We start from the raw sequence: 11,947 nt of genomic DNA, 5'->3' as shown, positions 1-11,947 counted from the left end.
CCTGCTTCCATGCGTGGCCGCCCGCTCCCTCCCCGGGCGTCCTGACCCCGAGCGGATTGCCGGGTTGTCGGCCCGAGCACACTTCTGGACCTGGGGCGCGACACCCGCGCTCCGTGGATTGACGGCTGGAGGTAGACCGTGCGCCCGAAGCTGCTTGCCGCGATGCTGTGCGCCACCCTGTTCGGGTGCGCCAGCCAGAGCGTGATACCCGTCTCGAACAGCAAACGAACGGAGGCCATCGCCTCCATGCGCGCAGCCGAAGGAGCCGGCGCCGCGCGCATCCCCGAAGCCGCGCGACATCTGGAGTTCGCTCGCCAGCAGGTCAACAACGGCGAGAAGCTCATGATGGAAGAGGACACGCCCGGCGCGGAGCTGAGCTTCATGCAGGCGGACGCGGACGCGGACCTCGCGCTGGCGCTCGCACGTGCGTTGCCCCTGGAGCGGCAGGCACGACAAACCACCCAGCAGGCCCAGGCGCTGCAACGCGGCCTGCAGTGAGCCTCAGTCCCGGAGGAAACCGTCATGGTGCGAACCAAGCGTGGATGGAAGGCCCTCGTCGGAGCCACGACGCTCCTCGCGGCGGGGAGCGCGAGTGCCGCTCCGCCCAAGGAGCTCGTGGAGGCGCGGTCGGCCTACCAGCAATTGATTGCCAGTCCCCAGGGGCGTGAGCGTCCCCGGGAGGTGACCGAGGCGAGAGATGCCTTGCGCGAGGCGGAGCAGGCCTACGCGAACGACGAGGACTCCACCCGCACCCGGGTGCTGGCCTACGTGGCCCTGCGCAGGACGGAGACCGCCGGCGCCTGGGGCAGCGCGGAAATCGCGGCCAGGCAGCAGGCCCAGGCCGAGCGGGCCCTGAGCCAGGCCCAGGCCCGCCAGGAGCAGCAGCGGCTGGCGCAGGCCCAGGCGGCCCAGCAGCAGCAGGTCAATGACCAGCGGCTGTCGGAGGAGTCTTCCCGACGCCAGCAGCTGGAGACCGAGGCGCAGCGACTCGCCCGGGAGAACCAGGAGCTGCAACGCCAGACGGCGGAGCTGCAGGCGCAGCAGCAGGCGCGAAGCCAGACGGACCAGCAGACCTCCCAGCAGCTGGAGGCCGAGCGACAGGCGCGCCTGGAGGCCGAGCGCCAGGCCAGCGCGGCGCTGACGCAGCTGGACCGGGCCAACAAGGACCTCAAGGTCAAGGAGGAGGCGCGCGGCACGGTGCTGACGCTGTCGGGCAGCGTCCTCTTCGCCTCCGGTGCGTCGGACCTGCTGCCGGTGGCCCGGGACAGGCTGGCCGACGTGGCCGACGTCCTGAAGGAGGGCGACAAGCCGCTGCTCATCGAGGGGCACACGGACTCGCAGGGCTCGGACGCGCTCAACGAGCGGCTGTCCTACGCGCGCGCCGAGCGTGTGAAGGAGTTCCTCGTGGACCAGGGCGTGCCCGCCAATCGCATCGAGGCGCGCGGCATGGGTGAGTTCCAGCCCGTGGCCACCAACGCCACGGCCGAGGGCCGCGCGAACAACCGCCGCGTGGAAATCGTCATCGAGCGGGGCGGCCAGCGCGCCGTCGGCGGCAGCGGCCAGGAAGAGGGCACCGGTGGCGCGGGCTCCGAGCAGAAGAAGCAGGCTCCGGAGTCAGGCTCCTCCCGTGACACCCTGCCGCCCCAGGAGGACACGAGCGGCGCGGTGCCCTCGGGCCAGCAGGGCCCGGCCTCGCAGCACGAGGACTTCAACGGCACGGGGGGCAGCGGCGACATCCCCGCCTCGGAGAGCCAGGGACAGCAGGGCACGTCGGCGGACCATGAGGACTTCCATGGCGCGGGCGGCTCGGACAGCGCCAACCCGGACGTGAAGCAGTAGCCCCGCGCTGACGCCCGCCCGGCCTCGCGCCGGGTGGGCCCGGCACGAAGCACCTGGATGGCCTGCGTGAAGACTCCTCGCTCCGGACTTGCGGGTGGCCCCTGGGCCCCGGACGGTCCGGAGCGGGGTGCATCAGCCACCCCGCCGAGCCCCTGTCGCCTGGCGCGCCTCCACCTCCTCCGCCCTTCAGGTTCTGACGCGGGACGACAGAGGACGCGCTAGCCTGCGGGCCGCTTTCGCCATGGCCGCCGACAGACACATCGTCCTGCTCACCACCGAGCGCCTGAGGGTGACCCAGCTGCCTCCAGACGGGGCGGCGCGCGTCGTGGCCTATTACGAGGCCAACCGGGACCACCTGGGCCCGGTGTCCCCCACGCGGCCCGCCCACTTCTACACGCTGACGTACTGGCGCACGCGGCTGGCGCAGGACCTGGAGGACGCGCGCTTCGACATGTCGCTGCGCCTGGTGGTCCTCCCGCGCGAAGAGCCGCTGTCCTCCGCGCCCGTCATCGGCAACATCTCCCTCACCAACATCGTCCGGGGCCCGCTCCAGGCGGTGACGCTGGGCTACGGCCTGGACCACCGCCACGAGGGCCGGGGCTTGATGACGGAGGCCCTGCGCGCCGTCTGCGCCCACGCCTTCACCACCATGGGCCTGCACCGCATCCAGGCCAACCACCTGCCGGAGAACCTCCGCAGCGCCGCGGTGCTGCGACGGCTGGGCTTCACGGTGGAGGGCTACGCGCGCGACTTCCTGCGCATCGACGGCCGCTGGAGGGACCACATCCTCACCGCCCTCGTCGCCCCCGAGGGCAGCCCCACTCCCGCCGAATAGTCTGGAGGCAGCCGCCGTGGCGTACCTGTTCCTGCTGGGGGCCATCGCCTGTGAAGTGGTGGCGACGAGCCTGCTGAAGTCCACCCAGGGCTTCACCCGCCTGTGGCCCACCGTGGGCTGCCTCACGGGCTACGCGGTGGCGTTCGCGCTCCTGTCGCAGGCGGTGAAGCAGGTGCCGGTGGGAGTCGCCTACGCGATGTGGTCCGGCCTGGGCACGGCCGCCATCGTCGCCATCGGCGTCGTCTTCCTGGACGAGCCCATGAGCGCCACCAAGCTCCTGGGCGTGGCGCTCATCATCTCCGGCGTCGTGCTGCTCAACCTGCGCGGCGCGCACTGAAGGCCCGCGCGGGGCGGCTCAGCGAGGAGACGCGACGGCCCGGGAGGCGCCATTCGCTCCTGGGGGCAGGTGCGTGTCCAGCCACTCCACCGTGCGCCGCATCCGGTCCACCACGTGCTCCGGCTTGCGCAGCGTGTGGCCCTCGTCCGCGTAGATGATGAACTGGGTCTTCACCCCCAGCTCCTTCAGCGCGTGGTGGAACTCGTAGCCCTGCGTGACGGGCACCTCCACGTCCCGCTCGCCATGCAGCACCAGCGTGGGCGTGCGCGCCAGCTTCATGTAGTTGATGGGCGAGCTGCGCGTGTACACCTCCGGCTCCTCGTATACGGACGCGCCGAAGTACGGCCGCATCCACGCGTCGATGCGGTTGGTGCCGTAGTAGCTCTGCCAGTTGGAGATGCCCGCGCCCGCCACCGCCGCGCGGAAGCGCTGCGTCTGCGTCACCGCCCACATCGTCATGAAGCCGCCGTAGCTCCACCCCATGACGCCGATGCGCGAGGGGTCCACCGGCGCGCGCGCCAGCACCGCGTCTACCCCCGACACGATGTCGCGCAAGTCCCCGCGTCCGAAGTCGCGCCGGTTGGCCTGCGTGAAGTCCGCGCCCTGGCCGAAGCTGCCCCGGAAGTTGGGGAGGAAGACGTAGTAGCCCCGGGCCGTGAAGAGCAGCACGTCCGGCCGGAACGAGGGCACCACGCCCGACGCCGGCCCGCCGTGAATCATCGTCACCATGGGCGCGCGCACGCCCGCCGGGGGCGCCATCGACGCGGCGGGAGCCACCAGCCAGCCCTGCACCTCCACGCCGTCGCTCTTCCACGACAGGTCCTTCGCCTCGCCCGCCAACGCGCGCAGGTCCTCCTCGCGACGCGTGAGGCGCTCCCAGTCCCCCACCGGCCCCACCCATACGTTCTGCGCCTGAGCGAAGGACTCGCGCACCACCGCGCTGCGCTTGCCGTCCCGCGACAGCGACAGCCCCACGGAGCCGCCCGCGCTCACCCGCTCCGGCCCCTTCCACAGCACCGTCACCCCGCCCTGCCCCGTCGGGTCCACCGAGGCCACCGCCGACTCGCCCCGCACCTGCGCGCCGAACATCAGCTTGCGGGGCGCCACCCACTCCAGCGTCGTCGCCGTCGCCTTCATCCCCTCCGTGAGGTTGCGCGCCTTGCCGCCATCCAGTGGCACCAGCATCACATCGCCACCGTTGGCACCCTGGTCGCTCATCAGCCCCTCGATGACGGCCACGTGCTTGCCATCCGGGCCCCACACCGGCTCGGCGAGCTGCCACCGGGGCGCGTACACCACGCGTGCGCGGCCGTTGGCCGTCTCCAGCACGTGCAGCTTCGCCAGCCACCAGCTCGCGTCTCCGGGAGGCGGCGCCGCGATGAAGGCCAGCCGCGTGCCGTCCGGACTCCACGCGTACTCGTAGACGAAGAGCTGCTCGGGGGACACCACGCGGTGGGCGCCGTCCGCCACGGACACCAGCGCCACGCGCCTGACCGGACTGGACTCGCGCACCACGCCCGTCTCGCGCGCGGCGGGGCCCGTGGGGCCCTTGGCCTGGTCGGCCCCCTCGCCCTCCATCACCAGCACCGCCAGGGACGCGCCATCCGGAGACCACTGCGGCGAGGCCACCGGCCCCGCGAAGGACGTCAGCTTCCGCGCCGGCACCTGCCCCAGCTCCGCGACGTACACCTGGGGCTGTCCCCGCTGGAGCGCGTCGGAGAGGAACGCCAGCCGCTTGCCGTCCGGGCTCCAGGCGATGGACGACTCGTCACACGCGCGCGCCTCCGGACAGGCGCTGAAGCGCACCGCCTTGGGCTCGCTCACGTCCAGCTCCACCGCGTGGATGAGCGTGCCTCCCGTCGACGCCGCCTCCACCCACGCCACCCACGTGCCCTCCGGAGACAGCGCCACCTGACGGAAGCGCGTGGTGCGCCCCACCGCGCCCAGGATGGACTCCACCGACGGCTTGCCTGTCTTCGTCGCGGCCCCGCGGACGACGACTGTCTCGCGGTCCAACGCGGAGGGCGCGGGCGCCAGCTCCCCCACCTGCGCCAACGCGGGCACCGCGCACCACAGCGCCATTCCCAGGCCGACGACTCTCGCCACCATCCGCATCAACACATCCCCTCACGGGTCTGGAAGAGAGCACCAGACTACATGAGTGGGACGCCCACGCGTCCGGACACTTGCTTCGCGCGCTCCTCGCACGGTGCCCGGGCCGGACTCGTCATTCGTTGGACCTCGGAAGTTTTGGCGTGGGAGGAGTGACTCAGCGCGTCCATCGCCTGACAGACGCCGCACTTCGAGGGAGCCGTGCGCCGGGGCCGGTGAAGACTGCCGGGCCATGGCACGAACCGAGCGCGAGAAGATGCTTGCGGGGGAGCTGTACAACGGCTGGGACGCGGAGCTGACGGCGGCCAGGGCCCGGGCACGGCGGCTCCTGCGGCTCTACAACGACACGCTGATGGAGGACGAGGAGACGCGCTCGAAGCTGCTGGACCAGCTCATCGGGAAGCGCGGCGAGGGGTGCTACCTGGAGCCGCCCTTCCACTGCGACTACGGCACCTTCATCACCCTGGGCGAGCGCGTCTACATGAACTTCCAGTGCGTCATCCTGGATTGCAACCAGATTACGATTGGTGACGACGTGTCGTTTGGCCCCAACGTGCACATCTACGCGGCCACGCACCCATTGGACGCGGACGAGCGAATCAAGGGCCCGGAGCTGGCCAGGCCCGTCACCATCGGCGCGAAGACGTGGGTGGGCGGCGGCGCCATCATCGTCGCGGGCGTCACCATCGGCGAGGGTGTCACCATTGGCGCCGGCAGCGTGGTGACGAAGGACCTCCCGCCGTACGTGCTGGCGGCGGGAAATCCCTGTCGGGTCATCCGTTCGCTGCGCTGAGGGTCTCAGCGCTTCGTCATGTCGAACAGCGCGCGAGCCTGCGGGCCCAGGAACCCGTCGAAGTCCGGCGCGCGCTGGGCAATCTCGAAGTATGCGTAGGGCCACGGCCTGCGTCCGCCCTCGCGCAGCGTCACCGACAGCGGCGCGGCCTGGGTGGCCGTCTGCCGCAGCGACGTGCCCGGCGCCCCTTCGATATCCGCCTTCATGGGCACGCCCGCGTCGCGCATGCGCTGCTGCCACGCCTCCACGTCGTCCACCGAGCCGGTGAAGTGGTTCACCTTGCGGCCGAAGGCCAGGAGCCAGGCGCCGTACTGCGACTCCTTCTCCAGCTCCAGCAGCGCGGCCTCCGACGGGGGCGGGGGGGAGCAGAACCACGCCGCCAGCGCGTCCACGTCCTCGGGCGGCGGCGGGTCCTCCGGCAGCGTGCCGAGCAGCTCCCGGGCGCGCGGCGACAGCTCCTCCGACTTCAGCTCGGAGATGAAGACGCGCGGCAGCCCCTCCGGGTGCGACAGGTAGATGGCGGACAGGTGCGCGTCGGGGAAGGTGTACGCCCCCGCGGGCTTCCACCCCAGCCGCTCGAACGGACGCGAGAAGAGGGCGATTCCGCCGCCGGGCCGCGCCAGGGAGCGCAGCGCGACATGGTCATTGCGGAAGCTGCCTCCGGAGAGCTGCACGAAGGTGCGCGCGAAGGGCACCTCGGAGGCGTAGCGCTCCCAGAGCAAGTCCAACAGCCGGGTGGCCTGAGAAGTCGTCATGGCGGCGCACTCTAATCCGCCCAGAAAAGTGCGGCGGCGCGCGGCCCCGAGCCCTTGGAGGGGACTTCGTTCGGAGACGCGCGCCGCGCGCTAGAGACTCGCCTTGGAGTTTCGAGTCTCTGTACCCTTCTTGGTATGCATTGACTTCCGTTCCGTCCTGCCCGGCGACACCCGAAGTCGTGCGGCGAAATAGGGTGCGTCGTTGGAAAACGCCAGTGCCGCGCAAGAGTGGGCATCAAAGCCGCGTTGCGCCACCCTGTAGCCCCGCTAATTGACACGATTGTGAGCGTAAAGTTGCGTCGTTGCTGTGCCGCGACACGTCACCGTCAGCGCGCGTGTCGCAGGCGAGGGCGGAGACAGGCCCCCAGGCCCACCTCCACCCTCTTCCACCGCGAAACCCCACACCGGGCTCGCGCTGGACAACCCCCGAGCACCACCGGGTGCGCACGCGTCACCTCCCCACTGGGGCGGAGAAGCACGCGCGGAGGAGCTCCGCGAAACGGCGGACCCGGTCGGCACGCTGATGAACGCGGGCCCCAGAAAATCTTCCCCAGTCCTCTCGATTTCTCGTCCCGCAATGCGCGCTTCATCAGTGTCTGAGAATGACGCGCCGCTCCACGGCGGACGCGGTTCAGTGGAGGTGTTCGGGGAACATGGGCAGGCCGTGGAAGAAGCGGCGTCCGCTCTCGAAGCGGCGGTGGAAGCTGACGCGGTCCTCCACGTACATCCGGGCCATGTCCTCCTCGCCGTAGGCGCGGAAGAAGGCGGCGCGGGCCTCGTCGCAGGCGTTCTCGTATTCGGCGAGCAGGGCCTCCCAGTCCTCCGGCGGCGGCTCCTCGTCGTCGTGCCAGATGCCGTCCTCCATGCCGTACTCGCGCTCCATCAGGTCCAGCTCCAGCGCCAGGCGCTGGACGCGCGGCACCTCCGTCAGCGCCTCGTCCGCCATGGCGGTGAGGATGTGGGCCACCAGGAAGAAGCCCGCGTCCGGCGGCACCACGCCCTCCTCGCGCGCGGCGCGGAAGGCGACGAGCAGCTGCGCATCCATCGCGTCGTCCCCCAGCTCCAGCAGACGCGTGGCGAGCCCTCGCCACCGGTCCTCCGTCTCGCGGGCCTCCTGGAGGGCCAGGGTCAGTTCAGGGTCTCGCGTCTTCTTCATTCCGTGCTCCTGTCGGGATTGCCCCGCAAGCTCTCATCCAGGTCTGACGTGTGGACCTTGAATCCACGGACGTCGGTGTTCGCGGTTGCTTCACTCGCGCGTCGGGTGGCGGACGGGGCCCGCGCGCGGTGTCGGGCGGTGGACGGGTGCGGGCCGGCGCGGCCATGCTTCGCGGCACCGTGCCCCTGGCTTCGCGTCCCATCTCCCCCTCCGACAGCGACTTCCTCTTCGCCCTGTACGCCAGCACGCGGGAGGGCGAGCTGGCGGCGTGGGGTTGGACACCCGCGCAGGCGGAGGTGTTCCTGCGCATGCAGTGGCTGGCGCGGGGGCGTGACTGGTCCGCGCGATATCCCACGGCGGAGGACCGGGTGGTGTTGGTGGACGGTCAGCCGGCGGGCAGATTGCTGGTGGCGCGCGGCGAGAAGGAGTGGCGGTTGGTGGACATCGCCCTGCTGCCCGCGCACCGGGGCGGGGGCCTGGGGACACAGCTGGTGCACGAGCTGCTGGAGGCCGCGGGCGAGGCGCGCATGTGCGTGCGCCTGCACGTCCTCCACGACAGTCCCGCGCGAAAGCTGTACTCGCGCCTGGGGTTCCAGGGGGAGCCCGGCGCGCGGGAGGATTCCCCGTACGTGGCCATGGAGTGGACGCCCGCGTCACGAGCGGGCTGAGGGCGACAGGGCCCGGCTTGGGGGAAGCGCGCCATGCCCCTGGAGCACGAACGGGCCGCGCGCCGATTGCGCGCACCGTGACGCCGCGGGGGGAAAGGCGAAGAAGCGCGCGGAGGCCCTGAAGACAGACAACAGGAGGACCCTTCCGCGCGCTTGCTCCGGGGTCGCTCGCACGACCCGGGTGATGAAGCCAGGGACAGGCGCGGGGCCGCTCGCGCCACGTCCATGGCCAGGATGCCAGCGGTATCCCCCCGACTCGGATGCGAGCCGCCCCGTCCAGCGATTCAGCACGTGCACCAGGCCCAGCCGCCGTCGGGCCGCGAGGGCCGGACGGCGGGGACCAGGGTGCGCCTTCCTCCGCTTAGAGGAAGATGTTCTCCGGCGCGGGAACCACGGTCTGGAAGGTGTAGCCCCCCGCGCCAGCGCCGGACGTGAGGCCCGTGGCGCCGCCGTCGCCGCCGTCGCCACCCATCGCGCCACCACCGCCGCCCGCCGTGACAGCGGTGCTCGCGCCCTGGGGAGGAGCCGTGGTTCCCGCCGCGCCGCCACTCACGTCAAGGGTGCCCGTGACGGTGGGACTGGCGCTGGAGAGCAGGTGGATGATGCCGCCACCGCCACCGCCGCCACCCCCCTTGCCCGCTCCGCCCGCGTTGTTGCCATCTCCGCCGCGAGCGCCCACCGCGCGGATGATGCCGCCCACCGTCACGCTGGCCTTGCCCACGATGACGACGACGCCACCCGCGCCACCGCCCGCTCCCGGGGTATTGACCGCCCCTCCGCCCCCATCGCCGAGCGCGTTGATGACGCCGCCCGTCGGCACCCGCACGTTGCCCTGCGCGAGGATGACCAGCGAGCCACCACCTCCGGCTCCGGCCACCCCGGCGGCCTTCGCGCCAGAGCCACCACCCGTGGGACCCGGCCGCAGGAGCTGCGCGGCCTGGAGCGGCTGCAGGCCCAGGCCCTTTTGCGGCTCGCCAGCGGCGGACCGAGACACACCCGCAGTCGCGGGGCCCGTGCCGCTGTCCTCGGTGCCCTGGTCCACGGTGATGGTGCCGCTGATGGTGACGTCACCCGTGGAACGGATGACCATGCCACTCGGGACGATGAGGTTGCCGGCGATGGTCACATTCGTGAACTGGAGATGCTGCCGCCCCGCCAGGGTGGTGAAGCCACTGGCGGTGGTGAGGTCCAGCGTGTTGCCGAAGGGGACATTGAGCAGGCCACCCGAGCCGTCACCGTAGACGCCCGTCGAGCCCGCCGGCCCTTGCGGACCCGTGGCGCCCGTCGCCCCCGTCGCTCCTGTCGCGCCCGTTGCACCCGTCGCACCGGGGGTGCCCGGCGCACCCTGCGCGCCCGTCGCACCGGGAACGCCCTGCGGACCCTGGGCCCCCGCGCACACGTACCGCGTCAGCGCCGCGATGACCTCGCCCGCGTCCAGCACGCCGTTGCCGTTGGAGTCCTGGCCGAACTGGAGCCGCACGCCGCCGGTGGCGCAGTTGGCCCCCGCCGGCTCGGCGGCCGTCGCCGCCACCGAGTGGATGCCCGCGGCGCCCTGCGGACCCTGCTGGCCTTGCGGACCCTGCGGACCCTGGACGCCCTGCGGACCCTGGGGCCCCGCGCACACGAAGCGCGTCAGCGCGTCATTGACCTCGGCGGTGTCCAGCGTGCCGTTGCGGTTGGCGTCCACGCCCACTTCCAGCTTCACGCCGCCGGTGGCGCAGTTGGCTCCGGCTCCTTCGGCCGCCGTGCGCACCAGCGCGCTCAGGCCCGTGGCGCCCTGCTGACCCTGCTGCCCCTGGGAGCCGACCTCACCCTGAGGCCCTTGCGGCCCCACCGGACCCGCCGGGCCCACCGGACCCGCGGGACCCACGCCGCCCGTCGCGCCGGTCTCACCCTGCGGTCCCTGCACGCCCTGCTGTCCCTGGAGACCTTGAGGACCCGTCTGCCCTTGCGGACCCTCGGCGCCACGAGGCCCTTCGACGCCCTGCGGACCCTGCGCGCCGTTGCACACGTAGCTGGTGACATCCACCTCGTCGTCATCCAGGTCGCCGTCCTCGTTGTCGTCGACGCCGGCCTCCAGCTTCACGCCACCCGTGGCGCAGTTGGCACCCGCGGGCTCCACGGTGGTGCTGGCCACGGCGGGCTTTCCTTCCTCACCGCGCGGTCCATTGGCGGGACCCGGAGGGCCCTCGGGCCCCTGCGGACCCACTGGACCGATGGGACCCACGTCGCCGTTGTCGCCCTTGGGCCCCACCTCGCCCTGCGCGCCTTCGGAGCCCGCGGGACCTTGGGCACCCGTTGGACCGGCGGGACCGGCGGGACCTTGCGGCCCCTGGGGACCTTGAGGACCCTGCGAGCCCTCTTCACAGGCGGACAGCAGCAACAGCGCCGTCATCGGTAGCGCGCGGAGGCCCCGCGTCCAGTACGTGGGGTGTCGCCAGTTCAAATGAGCCATGGGGTGGTTCTCCTCGTCGTGCAACTCAGGGCCGGAGCCCAGAGCAAGTCACGAGCCAGGATGGTTTTGCTTGGGGTGTGCGCCCCACTCAGCAGGGCGTGAGTGATTGTCACCCGAAAGGGCTCACGCGAAACAGCCCTCCCCCCGCGTTCCGTGCGAACGCGCCTGGCGTCACGCCGGAACGCATGACGCGACAAGGCAGATGACGCGAAACCCTCACGCCCACTCTGGAAGCAGGCGTCCCACAGCGCGCCCCGACTCCAAAGTGACCCACGTCTGATGTGTGGCCGATGCTTTGCTCAGGACACAAACGCGTGCTGAGTTTCGCGTGAAACACACACACTCAAGCAACGAAAGGCGTACACGTGTCCGAGCCCTATATCGGTGAAATCAAGCTTTTCGCGGGAAACTTTGCTCCGCGTGGTTGGCAGTTCTGCCAAGGCCAGATTCTCTCCATCGCGCAGAACACCGCGCTCTTCTCCATCCTCGGCACCACCTATGGCGGCAACGGGCAGACGACCTTCGCGCTGCCGGACCTGCGCGGTCGCTACCCCATGCAGCCGGGCCAGGGGCCGGGCCTGTCGCCGCGGACGCTGGGCGAGCAGGGAGGAACGGAGACGGTGACGCTGATTTCGACGCAGATGCCGGCGCACAACCACACCCTCAACGTCAGCTCGCAGCAGGGCGACACGGAGACCCCCGTCGGCGTGGTGCTGGCGGCGGACAGCACGGCGACGGTCCTCAACTACCGGGCCGCGCCCATCGACGGGACGATGAACCCGGCGGCCATCGGCGTCGCGGGCGGCAACCAGCCGCACAACAACATGTCGCCGTTCCTGTGCCTCAACTTCATCATCGCGATGGAAGGCATCTTCCCCTCGCGCAACTGACGCCGCGCTTCACGGGCCAGGCGTGCCTCTCCAGGAAGGGCGCGTGCGGCATCGTCAATGTCAGCGCCTGAACACGCCGTGCCGGGAGAGCCGGGCACGGGTGGGGC

11 protein-coding genes are annotated in these 11,947 nt (G+C 71.4%); 7 read left to right on the top strand and 4 right to left on the bottom strand.

Annotation, left to right across the window (positions count from 1 at the left end; all coding sequences use genetic code 11):
- Positions 1–138: 138 nt before the first annotated feature.
- From LZ199_RS10115 to LZ199_RS10100, 4 genes are all read left to right on the top strand, one after another.
- Positions 139–498: a DUF4398 domain-containing protein gene (locus LZ199_RS10115; RefSeq protein WP_253993446.1), complete on the top strand. Its 360-nt coding sequence runs from the start codon at positions 139–141 to the stop codon at positions 496–498.
- 24 nt (positions 499–522) lie between these two features.
- Positions 523–1,839 carry an OmpA family protein gene (locus LZ199_RS10110; RefSeq protein WP_253993445.1) on the top strand — a complete coding sequence of 439 codons (1,317 nt, stop codon included), beginning with the start codon at positions 523–525 and terminating at the stop codon, positions 1,837–1,839.
- 241 nt (positions 1,840–2,080) lie between these two features.
- Positions 2,081–2,674: a GNAT family N-acetyltransferase gene (locus LZ199_RS10105; RefSeq protein WP_253993444.1), complete on the top strand. Its 594-nt coding sequence runs from the start codon at positions 2,081–2,083 to the stop codon at positions 2,672–2,674.
- 16 nt (positions 2,675–2,690) lie between these two features.
- Positions 2,691–3,011: a DMT family transporter gene (locus tag LZ199_RS10100; RefSeq protein ID WP_163871012.1), complete on the top strand. Its 321-nt coding sequence runs from the start codon at positions 2,691–2,693 to the stop codon at positions 3,009–3,011.
- 18 nt (positions 3,012–3,029) lie between these two features.
- Here the strand turns inward: LZ199_RS10100 and LZ199_RS10095 are convergent, their stop codons facing one another.
- The gene (locus LZ199_RS10095) at positions 3,030–5,120 is read right to left on the bottom strand and encodes a S9 family peptidase (protein ID WP_253993443.1); all 2,091 of its coding nucleotides are present in this window, start codon (positions 5,118–5,120) and stop codon (positions 3,030–3,032) included.
- A 235-nt stretch (positions 5,121–5,355) separates the two neighbouring features.
- Between LZ199_RS10095 and LZ199_RS10090 the strand changes: the two genes are divergently transcribed.
- Positions 5,356–5,916 carry a maltose acetyltransferase domain-containing protein gene (locus LZ199_RS10090; protein ID WP_253993442.1) on the top strand — a complete coding sequence of 187 codons (561 nt, stop codon included), beginning with the start codon at positions 5,356–5,358 and terminating at the stop codon, positions 5,914–5,916.
- 5 nt (positions 5,917–5,921) lie between these two features.
- Here the strand turns inward: LZ199_RS10090 and LZ199_RS10085 are convergent, their stop codons facing one another.
- Complete coding sequence (locus tag LZ199_RS10085; RefSeq protein ID WP_253993441.1) at positions 5,922–6,671, bottom strand: DUF1338 domain-containing protein; 750 nt, start codon at positions 6,669–6,671, stop codon at positions 5,922–5,924.
- Positions 6,672–7,302: 631 nt separating this feature from the next.
- A complete protein-coding gene (locus LZ199_RS10080; protein ID WP_253993440.1) occupies positions 7,303–7,827 on the bottom strand; it encodes a hypothetical protein in 525 nt (174 codons plus the stop codon).
- A 50-nt stretch (positions 7,828–7,877) separates the two neighbouring features.
- On the opposite strand from LZ199_RS10080, the gene LZ199_RS10075 reads away from it, so the two are divergent.
- Positions 7,878–8,495 carry a GNAT family N-acetyltransferase gene (locus LZ199_RS10075; RefSeq protein ID WP_253993439.1) on the top strand — a complete coding sequence of 206 codons (618 nt, stop codon included), beginning with the start codon at positions 7,878–7,880 and terminating at the stop codon, positions 8,493–8,495.
- Positions 8,496–8,856: 361 nt separating this feature from the next.
- Here the strand turns inward: LZ199_RS10075 and LZ199_RS46075 are convergent, their stop codons facing one another.
- On the bottom strand, positions 8,857–10,950 hold the full coding sequence (locus LZ199_RS46075; RefSeq protein ID WP_256569051.1) for a FapA family protein: 2,094 nt from the start codon (positions 10,948–10,950) through the stop codon (positions 8,857–8,859).
- A gap of 365 nt (positions 10,951–11,315) precedes the next feature.
- Between LZ199_RS46075 and LZ199_RS10065 the strand changes: the two genes are divergently transcribed.
- Entirely contained in the window at positions 11,316–11,840 is a 525-nt protein-coding gene (locus LZ199_RS10065; RefSeq protein WP_253993438.1) for a phage tail protein, read from the top strand.
- Positions 11,841–11,947 lie beyond the last annotated feature (107 nt).

Origin of the sequence: Myxococcus qinghaiensis, assembly GCF_024198215.1 — a bacterium.
In the GTDB taxonomy this organism is placed as follows: domain Bacteria; phylum Myxococcota; class Myxococcia; order Myxococcales; family Myxococcaceae; genus Myxococcus; species Myxococcus qinghaiensis.
The sequence above is the reverse complement of the archived record's forward strand: the minus strand, read 5'-3'. Positions and strand labels throughout refer to the sequence as shown.